The sequence below is a fragment of the Niallia circulans genome (assembly GCF_007273535.1).
GTDB classification, from domain to species: domain Bacteria; phylum Bacillota; class Bacilli; order Bacillales; family Cytobacillaceae; genus Niallia; species Niallia circulans_B.
The window spans coordinates 1245022-1264029 of the sequence record NZ_RIBP01000001.1 but is presented as its reverse complement, the minus strand read 5'-3'; the positions used below and the strand labels follow the sequence as shown (position 1 = coordinate 1264029).

Annotated in this window: 18 protein-coding genes; 15 read left to right on the top strand and 3 right to left on the bottom strand. The window is 36.7% G+C overall.

Annotated features, from left to right (window positions below; all coding sequences use genetic code 11):
• Positions 1-199: 199 nt before the first annotated feature.
• Entirely contained in the window at positions 200-835 is a 636-nt protein-coding gene (locus CEQ21_RS07055) for a pentapeptide repeat-containing protein (RefSeq protein ID WP_185763867.1), read from the bottom strand.
• A gap of 1021 nt (positions 836-1856) precedes the next feature.
• On the opposite strand from CEQ21_RS07055, the gene ahpC reads away from it, so the two are divergent.
• Positions 1857-2420: an alkyl hydroperoxide reductase subunit C gene (ahpC, locus tag CEQ21_RS07050; protein ID WP_185763866.1), complete on the top strand. Its 564-nt coding sequence runs from the start codon at positions 1857-1859 to the stop codon at positions 2418-2420.
• A gap of 12 nt (positions 2421-2432) precedes the next feature.
• Positions 2433-3962 carry an alkyl hydroperoxide reductase subunit F gene (gene ahpF / locus CEQ21_RS07045; protein ID WP_185763865.1) on the top strand — a complete coding sequence of 510 codons (1530 nt, stop codon included), beginning with the start codon at positions 2433-2435 and terminating at the stop codon, positions 3960-3962.
• Positions 3963-4022: 60 nt separating this feature from the next.
• Here ahpF and CEQ21_RS07040 read toward each other — a convergent pair whose 3' ends face one another.
• The gene (locus tag CEQ21_RS07040; protein ID WP_185763864.1) at positions 4023-4499 is read right to left on the bottom strand and encodes a hypothetical protein; all 477 of its coding nucleotides are present in this window, start codon (positions 4497-4499) and stop codon (positions 4023-4025) included.
• 897 nt (positions 4500-5396) lie between these two features.
• Here CEQ21_RS07040 and CEQ21_RS07035 point away from each other — a divergent pair.
• From CEQ21_RS07035 to CEQ21_RS06975, 13 genes are all read left to right on the top strand, one after another.
• On the top strand, positions 5397-6524 hold the full coding sequence (locus tag CEQ21_RS07035; RefSeq protein ID WP_185763863.1) for a polysaccharide deacetylase family protein: 1128 nt from the start codon (positions 5397-5399) through the stop codon (positions 6522-6524).
• 335 nt (positions 6525-6859) lie between these two features.
• Complete coding sequence (locus tag CEQ21_RS07030; RefSeq protein WP_185764132.1) at positions 6860-7180, top strand: PadR family transcriptional regulator; 321 nt, start codon at positions 6860-6862, stop codon at positions 7178-7180.
• Positions 7181-7248: 68 nt separating this feature from the next.
• Positions 7249-7590 (top strand): DUF1048 domain-containing protein, encoded by a 342-nt coding sequence (locus tag CEQ21_RS07025; protein ID WP_185763862.1) that lies wholly within the window; start codon positions 7249-7251, stop codon positions 7588-7590.
• A 144-nt stretch (positions 7591-7734) separates the two neighbouring features.
• On the top strand, positions 7735-8496 hold the full coding sequence (locus tag CEQ21_RS07020; protein ID WP_185763861.1) for an ABC transporter ATP-binding protein: 762 nt from the start codon (positions 7735-7737) through the stop codon (positions 8494-8496).
• Positions 8497-9246 carry an ABC transporter permease gene (locus CEQ21_RS07015; RefSeq protein WP_185763860.1) on the top strand — a complete coding sequence of 250 codons (750 nt, stop codon included), beginning with the start codon at positions 8497-8499 and terminating at the stop codon, positions 9244-9246. It abuts the gene before it with no gap.
• A 182-nt stretch (positions 9247-9428) separates the two neighbouring features.
• Entirely contained in the window at positions 9429-9818 is a 390-nt protein-coding gene (locus CEQ21_RS07010) for a hypothetical protein (RefSeq protein ID WP_235907193.1), read from the top strand.
• A gap of 164 nt (positions 9819-9982) precedes the next feature.
• Complete coding sequence (locus tag CEQ21_RS07005; protein WP_235907192.1) at positions 9983-10615, top strand: LysE family transporter; 633 nt, start codon at positions 9983-9985, stop codon at positions 10613-10615.
• 353 nt (positions 10616-10968) lie between these two features.
• Positions 10969-13035 carry a BglG family transcription antiterminator gene (locus tag CEQ21_RS07000; protein ID WP_185763858.1) on the top strand — a complete coding sequence of 689 codons (2067 nt, stop codon included), beginning with the start codon at positions 10969-10971 and terminating at the stop codon, positions 13033-13035.
• 27 nt (positions 13036-13062) lie between these two features.
• Positions 13063-13344: a PTS sugar transporter subunit IIB gene (locus tag CEQ21_RS06995; RefSeq protein ID WP_185763857.1), complete on the top strand. Its 282-nt coding sequence runs from the start codon at positions 13063-13065 to the stop codon at positions 13342-13344.
• A 45-nt stretch (positions 13345-13389) separates the two neighbouring features.
• The gene (locus tag CEQ21_RS06990; RefSeq protein WP_185764130.1) at positions 13390-14766 is read left to right on the top strand and encodes a PTS ascorbate transporter subunit IIC; all 1377 of its coding nucleotides are present in this window, start codon (positions 13390-13392) and stop codon (positions 14764-14766) included.
• Between the two features lie 83 nt (positions 14767-14849).
• Positions 14850-15698 carry a transketolase gene (locus CEQ21_RS06985; protein WP_185763856.1) on the top strand — a complete coding sequence of 283 codons (849 nt, stop codon included), beginning with the start codon at positions 14850-14852 and terminating at the stop codon, positions 15696-15698.
• Positions 15698-16666, top strand: a complete 969-nt coding sequence (locus CEQ21_RS06980) for a transketolase family protein (protein ID WP_185763855.1) — start codon at positions 15698-15700, stop codon at positions 16664-16666. The genes CEQ21_RS06985 and CEQ21_RS06980 overlap by 1 nt, the downstream gene beginning before the upstream one ends.
• A 266-nt stretch (positions 16667-16932) precedes the next feature.
• Positions 16933-17433: a MepB family protein gene (locus CEQ21_RS06975; protein WP_144457142.1), complete on the top strand. Its 501-nt coding sequence runs from the start codon at positions 16933-16935 to the stop codon at positions 17431-17433.
• Between the two features lie 229 nt (positions 17434-17662).
• Here the strand turns inward: CEQ21_RS06975 and CEQ21_RS06970 are convergent, their stop codons facing one another.
• On the bottom strand, positions 17663-18997 hold the full coding sequence (locus CEQ21_RS06970) for an MFS transporter (protein WP_185763854.1): 1335 nt from the start codon (positions 18995-18997) through the stop codon (positions 17663-17665).
• Between the last annotated feature and the right edge of the window lie 11 nt (positions 18998-19008).

Sequence of the window (19008 nt, the reverse complement as noted above, 5' to 3'; positions counted from 1 at the left end):
GGATACAGTTAGGAAAGCACCCTACTATTGCTAGGAGCTACAACGTACGCATGTTTCTAAGGTTGCCAGCGTTTGCTCCTGCATTAATAGAGTATGGCGTTTATACATAAGATTTAAATAGTAAAAAATAACCTTCTATATAGGTAAAATATTTTATCAGTGTATTTTTCTTAAGGTACCTTTAAGGAGTTAAAGCATCCTAATTTTTTATCACTAGTCCCATTAAGGCAGCGAACTGAATAGCTTGTTCAGTTGAAACGATACAGCCATTTAAATTATCTATTGAAATGACAAGTGATTCAAACTTAGATGTACTTATATCTATTCCTTTTAGCAATGTTTGTTCAAAGTTTGCACCATTAAGATCGCATAGCTCGAACGCCACGTTCTTTAATTTGCACTCATATAAATCAGTACTTCTTAAGACAGCTTCTTGAAAAACTACTTTTTCTAGCTTTGAATGTCCAAAAGTAGCCATGTTTAATATTGAATTGTCAAATTTCACATTGCCAATGCTAGATTCTGAAAACGTGGTTCCTAATAATTTACAGTTAATAAATTCTACTCGATGGATAGATGAACCACTTAAATCAGCATTAGAGAAATCGCAATTCTCGAAACGAACATCGGTAATGCTAATATTACTAAAATCAGTATGATTGAATTTGCAATTTTTTATGTTTGCTTTCTCAAGGCGGGCCCGATAAAGGGATTCATTTGTAAAATCTGAGTTTGTGATTGTACACATTTCAAGGACTGGATCTTCTTCGTAAAAAATATCATCAAATTTCTTTTCAGATAACTCTAACGAAATTTTCGGTGCTGTAATTTTCATAAAGTAAACCTTCTTTCTTTCATTAATATTAAGAAGTTAACTAGCGAAAAGTATAGCATATTCAAAATTACCTAGCTAATGATATTTTTGTTAGAGAAGGCTGTTAAAAATAATAAGTTAAAATCTCATTAATTTTTAAGTCTATACGCTCTCCGCTCAGCGTATTCCGAACAAGGGAGACAAATATTAATTATATTTCCTTCTTCATTATAATAATCTCGTAATGGCTTTGTTTTTCGTTTGCAAATGGTACATTTACGGGAAAAAAGATTAAACAAACTCATCGTATAGTCACCTCATTGTATTATTGATACATTACTATATGCCGTTAAAAATTGGTCGTTAATGGATGAAACTAACTGAAGTGTATACAATAAAATTCCTTATATATAATAAAGTCTTGCTGATTGCCTTAGGAATGATTATCCATGCGGCTTGAACCTTGAATTTTCGAGTGTTCAAGCCGTTTATTATTATTTTTATAACAATTTGTATTATTATATTTACAACAGCAACATATAGAGGGTACTTAAGTATGGCATTATAAATATGTGGTTCTTAAGTGTGTGTACTTTTCCTAAAATCAATATATTTTAATGCTAGGTTTAGTACATTCCTTAAGTGATATCAAATATGAATGATTATAATTCCATAGGGAAAAATAAAGAGGTTCTCCATAAGTTAGAACAGAGCATACGAATGAACCACATTATTATTTAAGGCAGTGTAATTGAAAAAATCGTGGAAGAAATTAATGGCATTAGGTTGCTGCGATTTGCCGTTTTAACTGAAGAAGATAAGTGTGGAATCATTTAAAAATATAGGGATTTCCTATGTTGAAGGCTAATCAACTCTGTTATATCCTGGGTAATTTATAATTAAATTAATTATTAAAGAATATTTTATTTGATTATAAATAGTAATTATTTTATAATACTAATTATAACTTGGTGTTGTTAAGTGAAAAATAATTTTTAATAGATTAACTTTACAATAACCTATTTTAAGGAGGAAATTTTTTATGTCATTAATCGGTAAAGAAGTAGCAGCATTCTCAGCAAAAGCATTCCACAACGGTGAGTTCATCGATGTTTCAGATCAAAACTTTAAAGGCCAATGGAGTGTAGTTTGCTTCTACCCAGCAGATTTCACATTCGTATGCCCAACTGAATTAGAAGATCTTCAAAATCAATATGGTGCTTTGAAAGATCTTGGAGTAGAAGTATATTCTGTATCAACTGACACTCATTTCACACACAAAGCATGGCACGATCATTCTGATGCTATCGGAAAAATTGAATACATAATGATCGGTGACCCATCTCAAAAAATCTCTCGCATCTTTGATGTGTTAAATGAAGAAGAAGGCCTTGCAGATCGTGGTACTTTCATCATTGATCCAGATGGTGTTATCCAAACAGTTGAAATCAATGCAGACGGAATTGGCCGTGATGCAAGCACACTTGTTAACAAAATCAAAGCTGCACAATATGTTCGCAACAATCCAGGTGAAGTTTGCCCAGCTAAATGGCAAGAAGGTTCTGAAACACTTAAGCCAAGCCTTGATCTTGTAGGGAAAATCTAAGGAGTGTCATCAATGATATTAGATGGAGACATTAAATCACAATTAGAACAATATCTTCAGCTAATGGAAGGCGACGTTTTATTAAAGGTTAGTGCAGGTACTGATAAAGTATCAAGTGATATGCTTTCCTTAGTAGATGAATTGGCTACAATGTCGTCAAGAATTAAAGTAGAAAAAACTACTTTAGAAAGAACACCAAGCTTCAGTGTTAACCGTATTGGAGAAGATACTGGTGTCATCTTTGCAGGGATTCCATTAGGCCATGAATTTACTTCATTAGTTTTGGCGCTGCTGCAGGTAAGCGGAAGAGCTCCTAAGGTAGACCAAAGCTTGCTTGATCAGATTAAAAATATTAAAGGTGAATACCATTTCGAATCATATATCAGCTTAACTTGCCACAACTGTCCAGATGTTGTGCAAGCATTGAATGTGATGAGTATCTTTAATCCGCAAATATCACATACGATGATTGACGGAGGCGCTTTTAAAGAGGAAGTTGAAAGCAAGGATATTATGGCAGTGCCAACTGTTTTCGTTAATGGTGAACCATTCGGAAGCGGCCGTATGACATTAGAAGAAATTCTTAATAAAATCGGCAGCGGTCCAGATGCTTCAGAGCTTTCTAACAAAGACCCTTATGATGTATTAGTTGTCGGCGGCGGTCCAGCTGGTGCAAGTGCAGCTATTTATGCAGCACGTAAAGGTATTCGCACTGGAATTGTAGCTGAACGCTTTGGTGGACAAGTTATGGATACTCTAGGCATTGAGAACTTCATCAGTGTGAAGCATACGGAAGGGCCAAAGCTTGTAGCTAGCCTTGAGGAGCATGTGAAGGAATACGGCATCGATGTGATGAACTTACAGCGTGCTAAACGTTTAGAAAAGAAAGATTTAATTGAAATAGAGCTGGAAAATGGAGCTGTTCTTCAAAGTAAATCTGTCATTCTTTCTACAGGAGCTCGTTGGAGAAACGTTAACGTTCCTGGAGAAGCTGAGTTCAAAAACAAAGGTGTTGCTTACTGCCCTCACTGTGACGGACCATTGTTCGAAGGAAAAGACGTAGCAGTTATCGGCGGCGGTAACTCCGGTATTGAAGCTGCAATTGATTTAGCAGGAATTGTTAAGCATGTTACAGTACTTGAATTCATGCCTGAATTAAAAGCAGATCAAGTATTGCAGGATCGTCTATACAGCCTTCCAAACGTAACAGTATTAAAGAACGTACAAACAAAAGAAATTACCGGTACTGATAAAGTTAACGGCATTTCTTATATCGATCGCGATACAGAAGAGGTTCACCATGTTGAGCTTCAAGGTGTATTCGTTCAGATTGGTCTTGTGCCAAATACTGACTGGTTAGGTGAAACGATCGAGCGTACTCGTTTCGGTGAAATCGTTGTTGATAGACACGGCTCTACAAACATTCCTGGAGTATTTGCGGCAGGTGACTGTACAAACAGTGCCTACAAACAAATCATTATTTCCATGGGATCAGGTGCAACTGCAGCACTAGGTGCATTTGATTATCTAATTCGCAATTAAACAAAAAAACTGCCGACAAATTTCGTTTGTCGGCAGTTTTTTTGCTGTTTTATCCTCATATTAATTCTTCGGTAAACTATTATTGCTTCTTTCAAAAAGATATTGTAACAAATACAAAAGTGGTGCTTTCATAAAGAAATAAATAAAAAACTGGATATTATTAAAGCGAACTAATGTGTAGTACTTCAGTTTTTTTGCAGCAAAAGTATAAGGAAATGCAAAAAACGCATGTATGAGCGCATTGATTAACATAAACTTTTTAAAATTCCCAAAGGCAATCTTTAATGTCCACATCGTAATGAAAATAAACGGTCCAGAATTAAAAGGTAATTCATCGACAATATAAGTGTTTGGCTTATTATAAAAAACCCACCATTTGCGATCCTTTCCAATCTTCGCATGCAAAATTTCAATAATACCGATTATCAATGTAGCGGGAAGAAATCGTTTTATATTTTTAATGCCAATAAAATACAGCGACAACCAAGAAATAGAAACCATACAAATATTAAGGATGGATTGAAACTTAAATGACATAGTCAAACCCTCACATATTTTTATTATTAGGGTTCGTTTCTTTAGTTTTTATTATTCATAAAAGGTGTTTTGAAAAATAATATTGATAAGAACTAATTGAGCAAACTATTATATAATGCTTGATATTAGAAGGTAGATGAAATTACCTGAGGAGTCAGAAATAAGATCTGTTGTATTTAGGCAATAATACCAATTGGCAACAGCAGTTTTGTCATCACATCATTAACATTTATTTTGTTACAGTATTGATGTTTTTTAAGCGTTTTCATAGTAGGGATTGATACAATAATGAAATTTTGTGGAATTTTCTTAAAAAAAGTGAAACTTTTCTTTAAGAAAACTCGTTTTTAATAGTATAGGTATAAGAAGAATTTTACCTTATACCTTCACATGTATTTAGTATTACACTTCTGTATATTAGTTTATTTCTATTAAGGGGCAGTTTTTTATTTACTTACATTTAATAAGGATAAACCTCTGCAGCAGAAATTCTATTATTAGGTAAATGATTGTTCATTATGTCCACTTAGAATCATATAACTAGTTAAATTAATTATTTTATTTTTAAGAATAGTACATTAGTGATGCAGAAATTATTTCAATAATATGCTAAAATATTACATAAATATAATAAATTAAAGTTATTTTAGATACATAGAAAGAATCAAGACAAGTACCAATAAAATTTCAAAAAAACCTGCAAGAAACAGAATGAAGTGTTTGTTTTTACTTTTATCTTTATAAATTGAAGTTAATTTTAAAAGAAGGTCAAACAATTTCTTATTTTGAGTAGTTGTTTGCCTTTTTTTATTTTGGCGTTTTTTGTTAATGGAAAAGGGAATAGAGTTAAGATACATAATGTCATAAGTTAAAAGATAGAAAGAGAAGGGCAGTAAAATGAAAAAAATCAAAGTTATCGTATTTAGTATATTAGCCATATTATTAGTTTTAGTCATGGCCGAAAAGAATAGAATATTATCAAGTGATACTGCGCCAAAACAAATGGAAGAAGACACTATGACAAGTAAACAAGATGAAGTTCAAATAAAGGGAAACAATAACGTTGAAAATACGACTGAAAATAAGAGTGCTGAAAATACGAAGGAAGATAATGAGGATGTAAAGCCCACAGAAGAAAATCAGAATGAAACAACAACGGAAGAAAAACAGGACGAAAAAGTAACAGAGGATAAGCAGGAGGAACAGACAACAGATAAGCAGAATGAAAAGACGACAGAAAATAAACAGGACGAGAATGTAACAGAAGAAAATCAGGAAGAAAAGACTACAAAAGATACAAAAGATGAAAAAGTAACAGAAGATAAAGCGGTTGAAAAACCAACAGAGGAAAATAAGAGTAACAATGCAACAGAAAATAAAAAGAATGAAAAAACCGTTTATCTTACTTTCGATGATGGACCAACTGCTTCAACTTTAGAAATTTTGGATATCCTCGACAAGTACAAGGTTAAAGCAACATTCTTTATGTTAGAACCTGGAATGAAGGCTTTTCCTGACGCAGTAAAACGGACTGTGAAGGATGGGCATGGAGTTGGTTTGCATGGTGTTACACATGATGTCAGTAAATTTTATCAATCACCAGAATCGGCTTTAAAGGAAATGCAAACTGCTCAAGAAACATTACTTAGCATAACAGGTGTTAAAACAAATCTAATCCGCACACCTTATGGCAGCATCCCTTATTTAACAGATTCATTTAGAAAGGTGTTAAGCGATAATAAATTTATGCTATGGGATTGGAATGTGGATAGTGATGATTGGAGTGCTTCTAATAAAAACTATGTCCAAGACGTCATTGATCAGTTAAAAACGTTAGATCCATCTAAACATGCGCCAATAATTTTAATGCATGACCGCAGTGGAACTGTCGAACAACTCCCTGATTTATTAAATTATTTACAAAAAAACAACTATCAAACAGAAATAATTGATAACGAGCTTGAGTCATATAGTTTTGAGTGCCATGATCGTTGTTATCCACATAATGGCAGCAAAGCACAATAATAATATCATTCTTTCGGTTTGAATTTTAAATGCTTATAAAGCCACTACCTCTTTGAGGTAGTGTTTTTTTGCTGTTAGTAATGGAGTTGCTAAAAAGGAAATGGAAAGAAATTTGCTTTGTAATACTTATAAATCCATTGTGTAATGAGTGAAATGGGCATCTAACTATTTTTTGTTATTTTAAAAGCTCCCATTGACTCCTCTGCTACTCGGTGCTACAATGTAGTTGTAATCAGTAATACTGAATAGCTAACTAAATGCTGTTCGGTATCATTTTTAATTTAGTACTAAGTAACACTGAATATAAGTCGTACAAAATAGAGGAGGCGCTGAACATCGAAAATTTAACTGAAATGCTTAAGGGTTCTTTGGAGGGCTGTGTGTTGGAAATCATCAGCCGTAAAGAAACCTATGGCTACGAAATTACCCGTCGCTTAAATGAGCTTGGGTTTACTGAGGTTGTGGAAGGGACAGTCTACACCATTCTTGTTCGACTCGAGAAGAAAAATCTAGTGAACATAGAAAAGAAACCATCTGATATGGGACCGCCGCGAAAGTTTTATTCACTTAATGAGGCTGGGCGGCAAGAGCTTGAATTATTTTGGAAAAAGTGGGATTTCGTATCTTCAAAAATTGGTGTCTTAAAGTCAACATAGCATCATGAGATATGCTGCTGATTAGTATCGAAATGGTTAATTAGCCTTAAAACAAGGAGGAAAATAAAATGTTGGAAATGTTTAAAAAAATGCTTGGTGATAAAAAAGAATATAAGATGATGATGGCACGAGTTGAGGCATTGCCAGAGAACTACCAGTTTGTGTTTAAGAAAATCCAAAACTATATGTGGCAATTCTCAGCAGGCAACGGAATGGATATGCTGCGTATTCAGTATGAATTAATAGATTTATTCGAAGGTGGTGCAGCAGAAGGCAGACAAGTGCTGGAGATAACTGGTGAAGATGTCGCCGCATTTGCTGACGAGCTTGTCGCAAACGCTAAAACATATGTTGCTAAGTACCGTGAAGATTTGAATAAGAGTATCAAAGATGAATTGGGTAAAAAGTGAAATGGAATAGACTAAATACAGACTGAATAGCTGGTATTATTGTCGCTCGTTATTCAGTTATATTTTTATTCTGGTACTAAGTAATACTGAATATTAGTCAGACTATATAGCTAGTTCTAAAATTATTCTTTAGGAGGCAAAAAAATGAGCAATCCAATAATTTCTGTTTCAGGGCTTAAGAAATCCTTTAAAGACAAAGCGGTTTTAAAAGGGGTAAATTTTGAAGTCCAGCGTGGTGAAATTTTTGCACTGCTTGGCTCAAATGGAGCTGGTAAAACGACAACGGTAAATATTCTGTCAACGCTGCTGAAGCCTGATGGTGGTGAGGTTGCTATATGTGGCAACAATGTTGTGGTTCAACCTGATCTTGTTCGCAAAAGCATTAGTCTGACAGGTCAGTTTTCCGCTTTAGACGGTATGCTGACAGGAAGAGAAAATCTGCTGATGATTGCTAAGCTGCGGAGAGTATCCAATCCAGCACAAGTCGCTGATAACCTTCTTGCAAAATTCAGTCTGCTTGAAGCGGCCAATCTTCGTGCTGACAAATATTCGGGCGGGATGAGGCGCCGGCTTGATATTGCCATGAGCCTGATTGGGAATCCTGAAGTCATTTTTCTCGATGAACCGACAACAGGACTTGATCCTGAAGCACGACTTGAAGTCTGGAATACCGTTAAAGAGCTTGCTGGCGGTGGCACAACGATCTTGCTGACAACCCAGTACTTAGAGGAAGCCGAACAACTGGCAGACCGTATTTCCATTTTGCATGGCGGAAAGATCATCACGACAGGTACCCTAACGGAACTTAAACAGATGTTTCCGAAAGCGGAAGTGGAATACATCGAGAAGCAGCCGACATTAGAGGAAATCTACCTCGCAATCATTAGCAAAAAGGAGGAGAAATAAATGAACAACAATACTGGGGTGCTACTTGGGCGTTTAATGCGAAATATCATGCGTAGCCCTGATACGATTATTACTGTGGCAATTACGCCGATAATGATGATGCTGCTGTTTGTTTACGTATTTGGTGGGGCCATCAAGACAGGTACGGATAACTACGTTAATTATTTATTACCGGGAATTTTGCTGATGGCGATTGCATCTGGTGTCGCTTATACTTCTGTAAGGCTGTTTAATGATGTTAAGAGCGGTTTAATGGCAAGATTTATTACCATGCCTATCAAGCGCTCTTCCGTATTATGGGCTCATGTGTTAACATCACTTGTTTCGAATGCAATTACTGTCGTCGTGGTTATTCTTGTCGCACTTTTAATGGGTTTCCGTACGAGCGCTCATATCGTCGAGTGGCTTGCAGTTGCTGGAATATTAGGTTTATTTACTCTGGCACTAACATGGCTGGCGATTATCCCGGGATTAACGGCAGTTTCAATGGAAGGGGCAACAGCCTATTCCTATCCACTAGTATTCCTGCCCTTTATAAGTTCTGCCTTTGTTCCGACAGAAACGATGCCTACAATTGTTCGGGTGTTCGCAGAGAACCAGCCGGTGACGTCAATCGTGAATAGTATTCGTGCCCTCTTATATGATGGTGTTGTTGGAAATGAAATTTGGATCGCGCTTGCCTGGTGTGTTGGGATAACGATTATAGCTTACGTTTTTGCTAGTAAAGAGTTTAAGCGTAAATTAGGGTAGGTACCTTATCAGATAGTGATTCCTGCATAATATTTAATATTATACAATCCTTGGCCCTTAGAAGACTGTAAAAGGAGTAATATTGGATAAAAATGGTATGGTGGTTTAGAATTAAGGTAGAAGAAGATGTTGTAAGATTTTATTTACTGCTAAATTCAAATAATAATTAAAAGGTGATTTACATGAGTGATTTAGACTTTTCGTATTTTTATGGTCAAAAACTAATAGATGTTGACACAGAAAAGAGGAGATTTCTCCGGCTGATTTTTGAGCATTCTCAGTTATCAGTTGAATGTCCTTGGAGATTAAGAGATAAAGGTGGCATACTTATCGGTGAGTCAGATTGTGTGTCAGCCCCTGATAAATTCTCTAGAAAAAGTTTGGAAAAACTAATTAAGAATAGAAAGATAGTGGAAATTACTTTTTATGAGGAGCTTTTTCTACTTTCCGTTAAGTTAGAGAATGATTTGTACTTCGATTTGTTTCATAATAGTACTTATTTCGAGGGGTGGGTATTGACTGGTGATAACGGACTGGATTTTTTCACTGTTCCTGGAGGAGAAATCTGTTAGCAGAAGAAACATTTAAAACTAAAAGCACATGAATCATTTAAGATGACTTAATAAATTACTAGAAAAAATTATTGGATAATATTTCATTTTTATAAATTATAATGTATAATAATTCATATAAACGGACGTAAGAAGGAATCTTATGAGTTGAAAGAAGTGTTTATGTGAGTTTGTATTTTGCTTATGTTATGGTTGGGCTTGCGATTGCAATGCCGGTAGGAGCAATTACAGTTGAGATGACGAAGCAGGGCTTAAAGAATGGTTTTTTGCATGGATGGGCAGTTGGTATCGGAGGTATGACTGTTGATTTAATCTTGATAATAGCACTGTATTTAGGGTTAGCGAAGATATTAGCAATTCCCTTTATACAAATGCCATTATGGATTGTCGGAGCGATATTTTTATTTTTTCTCGCCTATGATTCTATTAAAAATGCAGATAAGGATATTACCATGGCGGGTGAAAAGGTCAACAAATCCTTTTTCAAAACATATCGCAATGGCCTGCTTGTCGCGGTATCACCGGGGAATTTAGTGTTTTGGGTATCTGTATTTGGAGCTGTGTTAGCAGATTCCTATAAAGGCAGTGAATCAAACAGCTTTATCATTGTCGCATTAGGAATTATTACAGGAATCTTATTGCACGATATTGGTTTGTTAACAATTGTGTCATTTACAAGAAAAATAATGAACCGCCAAATGATTAAATGGACCTCTATTATTGCGGGTATTTTATTGTTTGGATTCGGTTTCTATTTCTTATATGAATTTTATATTGGGATTCAAGCATTATTTTAATCTATAAATGAATGAAATTCTAAAAATATAGCAGAGCAGTGTAATCAGGTGTTTTCCTTAATTGGAGAACGCCTTTTTTTATTTGGTCGGTTTAATTGTGAAGATCTGCCATGTTTTGCTGCAAATGACTAATAGTCCTTCAAATAAAAAATACTCTTGAGGCTGGATGATTAAATGGTTATACTCAAATGTACTTTGTAAGATAGAGACAATAAAGCATAAGGAGGAAACAAAACTTTGTCTCGACAGGGGTTCAGCACAATTTTGCTAAAGACTGCATACCAATGTTTGTTCCCAATGATATCTCTAAATGTAAGCGTTTTATTATATGATTATTTCAGGAGGTAGTTTCAATGATGATTGATAAACGACCTGCACTTTTACTTGAATATCTTTTAAAAGTGAAGAGTACAACTATGAATCAGGTTATCGAGCAAACTCAATTATCCAAACGGCAAATTGCCTATGATATGGATAAAATCAATTATTGGTTAAAGGAGAAAGAGCTTCCGAGTATTGCGTACAAAGGAATAAATTATATTCAAGTGCCAGAAGAGGTGGTGTTTCATTATAAAAAACAGCAAACAGATAATAAGGAACAAGCAATTTTTTTAACAGAAGAGGAACGTTTAATCTTCATTTATTTCTATTTGTTTATTCGGCAGGAACCTATTTCATCTGTGCACTTAACACAGCTTTTACAGGTTAGTAAAAATACAGTTATATCAGATGTGAAAAAGGCGAATGAAAAAAATCAGCCATCATTGGTCGAAATTCGATATTCCAGGCAGAAGGGCTACCATCTTTCTGGAACAGAGTCTGATAAGAGAATCCTTCTCCAGCATCATGTAGCTAAGATGCTGCAAGTTCCTTATTTTTCAACCATTATTAGTTATTTAGGTACCGACCGAACAAATCCAATTCAGTTAGGTTCCATTCACGGTGCTTTAACCAAAATAGAAAAGGTGTTTGATTTATATTTTGTGGAAGAAAGATTGCATCAATTTGCTTATTTTCTTATCTTCTATTCTTATCGGCTTGAAGAACAGAAATTAATTCAATTTCATCATGATGAAATCGAGTTATTAAAAAATGACCCTATGTGGTTAGTGGCACAGGAGTTATTTCACGTTCTTGACTTAGAGTCAGATGAAAATGAATTATGCTATTTTACGATTCAATTATTGGGTCTCTCATTAGGAAGTTATTCTACTCAAGGTAGCGGGAGGGACTTACTCTTCAACCTATGTGAACAGCTAGTATTTGATTTCGAATACAAAGCAGCCATTGTGTTTGAGAAAAAGGATGAAGTTGTTCAAACCTTGTATCAGCATTTAAAGCCAGCTTACTATCGAATGAAATATCGCATTCCGATAAATAATCCGTTAATCAAACAAATAAAAAATGAGCATAACGAGCTTTATACCATTGTGCAGGAGTTGATCCAGCCGATTGGCTTGCTATTAGGAATAAATATTCCCGAGGAAGAAATCGGTTTTATTACGATTCATTTTGGCGCATTATTAGCAAAACCAAAGCAAGTCATGCCGAAGAAAAAACGGGCGATTGTCGTATGTCCAAGTGGTGTTAGCTCGTCGTTAATGGTAAGACATCTTGTCGAGTCGCTTTTCTCAGAGATTACTGTCGAAAAAACCTTATCGTTACAAGGATACCAAAAAGAGGATGTTAATCAATACGATCTTGTTTTTTCGACAGTAGAGATCGAGTCAAAGCTGCCTTGCTTTTATGTTAAGCCATTAATGACGCCAAATGAAAAGAACAGCTTAGTTAATGCAGTATATCAGCAGCTTTTTAATATACAATACCACGATATATCTTTGAAAGAGCTTGTCCAAACAATTGGGCGGCATGCAAATATATATGATGAAAAGGGATTAACAAGTGCTTTAAGTCAACTAACTTTTCATAAAAAAACAGATATTCAAAGGAGGAGGAACCAACCTGTGTTAAGCGATTTATTAAAAGAAGATACAATTCAACTTGTCGAACAACTGCCCGATTGGGAGGAAGCTTTAAAATTTGCAGCAAATCCGTTGCTAGAAAAAGGCACAATTGAGTCCTCTTATATAGAAGCGATGATTGCCAATATTAAAACATTAGGTCCATATGTAGTACTTGGTCCGGAAGTTGCCATCCCGCATGCACGGCCGGAAATGGGAGTGAATCAAGTAGGGATGAGCTTTCTTAAGCTTAATGAGCCTGTATATATTTTAAATGATGAAAGGTACCCTGTCCGCTTGTTTTTCTGTATTGCGGCTAGCGATAATACCACACATCTTAAAGCACTTTCGCAATTGACGAAGCTGCTGAGCGATAAAAATAATATTGAAATATTAAAGGAAACAGAGTCAGTCGAGAGCATTCTTCAGTTATTCGAGCTATATTCGGAAGCGGTTTAATAAAAACAAACATTAGGAGGAATTACGATGAAAATATTAGCAATCTGTGGAACAGGATTAGGAAGCAGTTTTATGTTGGAGATGAACGTGCAGCAAATTTTGACAGAGCTTGGGATCAATGGGATTGAGGTAGATCATTGTGACCTTAGCTCAGCAACGCCAGATTCAGCAGATCTGTTTATAGCGGCAAAGGACATTGCCACAGGAATGGGCCATTTAGGTGAGGTTATTGTCATTGATAGCATCATAGATATGGATGGGCTACGGGCGAAACTACAAGAAGTCTTGCAACAAAAGGGCTTGCTGTAACTATTCAAATTGCTAATTTAGCTGAACTATAAGGAGGCATATATGATGGGTGAAAGAATTCTCAAATTGATGATGGATATTTTGAGCCAACCAGCTGTCTTAATTGCATTAATTTCATTAGTAGGACTTATTATACAGAAAAAACCAACAAGTGAAATCGTGAAGGGGACAACTAAAACGTTTCTTGGCTTTCTTGTCATTTCAGCAGGCGCTGGAATCATAACTCAGTCGCTCGATCCGTTTGGAAAGATGTTTCAGCACGCCTTTAATGTAACAGGTGTTGTTCCGAATAACGAGGCGATTGTTGCAGTGGCACTTAACGAATTTGGCAGTACGACAGCCTTTATTATGTTCTTTGGCATGATTGCCAACATTTTAATTGCAAGGTTTACAAGGTTGAAATATATCTTTTTAACTGGTCATCATACATTATATATGGCATGTATGCTCGCTGTTATCTTAGTCGTTTCTGGTTTAAAAGGAATTCCCCTCATTATTATTGGTTCCCTTGCTCTAGGTTTAATCATGGCAGTGTTTCCTGCGATTTGTCAGCCGATTATGCGGAAAATTACAGGCAACAATAATGTTGGATTTGGCCATTTTTCGAGCTTAGGCTATGTTGCATCTGGTCTTATTGGAAAGCTTGTTGGAAAAGGATCGCGTTCAACAGAAGAGATTAACTTTCCAAAAGGATTAGGCTTCCTGCGCGATAGTTCTGTGACTATATCGTTAACGATGGTAATTCTTTATGTAATCATTGCGCTTTTTGCTGGTCCTTCCTATGTAGAGCAGGAACTAAGTAATGGCAGTCATTATCTTGTTTTCTCTGTTATTCAAGGTGTTACTTTTGCAGCAGGAGTATTTATCATCCTTTCAGGAGTTCGTCTTGTTTTAGCAGAAATCGTCCCAGCGTTTAAAGGGATTTCTACTAAACTAGTTCCGAATTCTAAGCCTGCCCTTGATTGTCCAATTGTGTTTCCATATGCACCAAATGCAGTGCTAATTGGATTCTTTTCAAGCTTTGCTGGCGGTATTGTCGGGATGGTCATTCTTGCTCTAACAGGCTCTGTTATCATCTTGCCAGGTGTAGTCCCGCATTTCTTTACTGGTGCAACAGCCGGTGTTTTTGGAAATGCAACAGGTGGGGTGCACGGAGCTACGGTCGGTTCTTTTGTTAATGGATTATTAATCACCTTCCTGCCTGTATTCTTAATGCCTGTACTTGGAGATTTAGGCTTCGTTAGCACAACATTTTCTGATGCTGACTTCGCCGTATCTGGAGTTGTTCTTGGAAATGTCGCTAAATCATTTGGCGCTACTGGTGTTACCATTACGGTTGTTGGTCTTGTCTTACTTGCTGTGGTATTTGGCTTTTTTAAGAAAAACAAAGACAGCAATAACTCACAAAAGCTTGGTGTTTAATGCTAAGAAGTTAAGAATCGCAAAGGGCTTTTGATGAATCTTTGATCAAGCAGGTCATTTGTTTACAAGAAGGAGGAATAAGCATGAGTGAGGATATACAGAAGTTGGAGCTTTTCCGAGATGAGATACGCTTAAAAACATTAAAAGAGTTAAACCATTTGGGTTTTGGCCATTATGGCGGAAGCTTGTCCATTGTTGAAACGTTGGCCGTATTATATGGAGAAGTGATGAGGATAGATCCTGAAAATCCAAACTGGGATGAGCGAGATTATTTTATTCTATCAAAAGGCCATGGTGGACCGAGTTTATATGCAACCTTAGCGGCAAAAGGCTATTTCCCTGAAGAGCTTTTGTATACGCTAAATCAAAATGGAACGAAGCTGCCTTCACATCCAGACAAAAATTTAACACCAGGTGTTGATATGACAACAGGCTCTCTCGGGCAAGGAATCTCAGCGGCTGTTGGAGTAGCTCTGTCTCATAAACTAGCTAATAAAGGCAACTACACGTATTGCATTGTGGGAGATGGCGAATTAAACGAAGGACAGTGCTGGGAGGCATTTCAATTTGCAGCACATCATAAGCTGAATCAGCTTGTAGTATTTGTGGATGATAATAAAAAACAGCTAGACGGATTAACGAAGGATATTATTGATCCACTGGATTTCGTAGAGAAATTTAATGCCTTTGGTTTTTATGCCATGCAAATCGACGGTGCCTCTGTAAAAGAAATCTATGAAGCAATCGAAAAAGGAAAAGCGCAAAATGATAAGCCGATTGCGATTATTTTAGATACAGTCAAAGGGCAAGGAGTGCCTTATTTAGAGGAGAAGGCTGATAACCATCATATCCGTCCAAGTGAAGCAGATGAAGCAGCAATTTTAAGTGCAGTTGCAGAATTAGAAATGAAACTTGAAAAGGGTGTGAACTGATGATCACAGCATCTAAAAACTATGAATTAGAAAGCGTAGAAATGCGCCAGGTGTATGCTAATACTCTAATGGAAATGGCTAAGGCGAATCCACAGGTAATTGGCTTAGAAGCAGATTTAATGAGCGCCATTTCAACGAATAAAATTATCAAGGAAATACCAAATCAAATAATCAATACTGGAATTATGGAAGCGAATATGATGGGAGTTGCCGCCGGCTTATCGTTAACAGGCAGAATTCCCTTTGTGCATACATTTGGTCAATTTGCTACTCGTCGTGCCTTCGATCAACTGTTCATTTCAGGTGCTTATGCTAAAACGAATATAAAAATATTAGGATCTGATTCAGGAGTAACGGCAGAGCATAATGGTGGTACACATATGGCTTTTGAAGATATCGGTCTAGTCAGGCTCATTCCAAATTGTCATGTTTATGAAGTAAGTGATTCTACTATGCTGCGCTACCTGCTTCAAAAGGTGGAAAAAGAGCATGGTATCCATTATATCCGCACCATCCGCAAAAACGCGGTAAAGCTTTACCCAGAAAATGAAGTCTTCGAAGCGGGAAAAGGGAAGCTTCTTCGTGAAGGGGAGGATGTAACGATTATTGCGAGCGGTATTATGGTGGCTGAATCATTAAAGGCAGCAGACATCCTTCAGCAAGAGGGAATCAAAGCAGCAGTTATTGATATGTTCACAATTAAACCAATTGATAAAGACTTAATTGTTAAGTACGCTCAAAAAACAAAAGCAATTGTTACTGCAGAAAATCATAATGTAATCGGCGGGCTAGGAAGTGCTGTGGCAGAGGTCTTAAGCGAGCACTGCCCAACACCAATGAAACGAATTGGCGTCAAAGAGCAATTCGGCCAGGTTGGTAAGCTTGAATATTTAAAAGCCTTTTATCAGTTAACAGCAAAGGATATTGCTAGTGCTGTTGAAGAAGTTGTTGAGTTAAAGAAAGATTAATAGTGGCTGTAAGTTGAATATGGATAAGCCCTCTTCTTTATACGGAAGAGGGCTTATCCTGTAATTTGGCTAAACAAGAACAAACGTTTCTGTTTTTATTATTTTATGGTATAGTTGAAATAATATTATTTCATCTTTTTCGGATATTGAGAGAAATGTGATTTACCTAAAAATTAGAGGTAAATGGTAGACGGCTTGTTTAATTGGTTTAGTTATTAAGTTAATTGGAAGAGAAAATTATAAGTGAAAATAAGGAGCACAAAGCAGTGAATGAATTTTATCGGGCACTAACCTTTGTTAACGAAAACTTTTATGCACCAAATCACTTAATGATAGAAGATATTTGTGAAGAAGCTCAAAATTCAGAGTACGGTGCAGGTACATTTCAGCTTAATACAAAATCAGTTAGATTTAGAGTCGCAAAGACAACACCAACAAAGATAGGCCAGTTTGTTGCCTTTTGGGAAAAAGATGAGGCAAATAAAAACCAAGCCTATTCCTATGAGCAGGCTCCCGATTTATTAATTATTAATACATTTACAACTAATAGATTTGGACAATTTATATTTCCAAAGGACGCCCTTCTTAAGCAAAAAATCCTCAAAACTGCCACAACAAACGGAAAAATGGCAATAAGAGTTTACCCTAGCTGGGATAAACCTGTCAGCAAACAAGCTATAAAAACACAATCATGGCAATTAGAATATTTTATTGAGTTGTCGCAAGATATACCAAATCATGAGTTTATGAGGCTATTTGGTCATTAAATGTATCGGCTAATAGCTTTGTACCTTTGGTTTTGGTCTAGCTATCTATATTTGGAAGAATTTCGTATGAATATAAAGATTTTAATAGTGTCAGAACAAATAATTTTATAGATGCTGCCATCATGCTGAAAATCACGAAGGATGAATCTATATAGTTAGCGTGGCTCATGCAAAAAGGGGTCTGCATCATGTTAAACAGACCCTTTTTGCATTACCTTTGTTGGTTTTTTTAAATACTTGTGGAACTAGAAGCAGTATTTATATCACTTTTGCTTTTATGCGACCAAACAACTACTGGTATAAGTACCAGTGATAAAATGGCCCCAATAATGGACAGTGTTGCATAACTGGAATGAGCGACAACCATTCCTGATAACGCTCCGCCGGAAGCCCCGGATAATGCTACTAAGACATCAACAGAACCTTGTGTCTTTGCACGAATAGAAGGATGAGTTGAATCGATTATGAGAGCTGTACCACTTATTAAACCAAAGTTCCAGCCAAGTCCAAGCAGTACTAATGCCAAGATAAGCATTGTCATTGAGCTTGGCGGAGCAAAAGCTGCTACAATACCAGAAGCGAGAAGGGTAGCACCAGAGACTGAGGCCATCGCAATGCGCCCGATTTTATCAACTAGGATGCCTGTCACAATAGAAGGGAAGTACATAGCACCAATATGGAATCCTATAACCAATCCTACCTCGCTTAGTCCATGACCATGGTGCTGCATGTGTATTGGTGTCATGGTCATAATGGCTACCATCACTAGTTGGGTCAGCACCATAATGGTAGCCCCCACGATTGTTCCTCGTTTGTTCAATTTAGAACTATCTTGATATGATTTTAAACCAGTTGTATCAGCTTTCCTTTGAGCATTTGCTAAAGCTGTCGCAACAATTAACGGATCTGGACGAAGAAAGATTAAGAGAACTAATCCAGCTAAGATAAATGCCGTTCCTGATAATATAAAGGGACCAGCCAGTGTTGGTACGCCAATCGAATTAGCAAATTCCCCCATAACATTAACCAAATTAGGACCTGCTACAGCTCCAAAGGTTGTTGACACCAAGGCCATGCTTGCTGCAGTCGCACGCTGCTTCGATGTAGCCAAATCGGTTCCTGCATAGCGGGCTTGCAAATTGGAAGCAGTACCTGCCCCGTAAATAAGAAGGGAAATAAAGAAAAGGGTTAGGCTGCTGAACAGGGTAGCGAGAATTATTCCGATTGCTCCAAGGCCGCCTGCAAGAAACCCGCCTGCCAATCCTGCTCTCCGGCCAAAACGCTGAGAAGACCGACCTATGAGTAAGGCAGCACCTGCAGATCCTAAAGTGAGTAGCGCAGTGGGGATTCCTGATACACTGTCTGTTCCAAGCATATCCTGGGCGATTAACGCGCCAACCGTTACCCCGGCTGCCAGTCCGGCTCCCCCAAGCATTTGTGAAAAAACTACGACTTTTAATGTTTTTGCATAGAGCTGTTTTTGTTTATCAGGTGAATCTATATATTCTTGCAACCAAGCAGATTGCTGTTTTGCTTGAATAGTATCCTTTGTATTAACATTCATAAACAGTACCT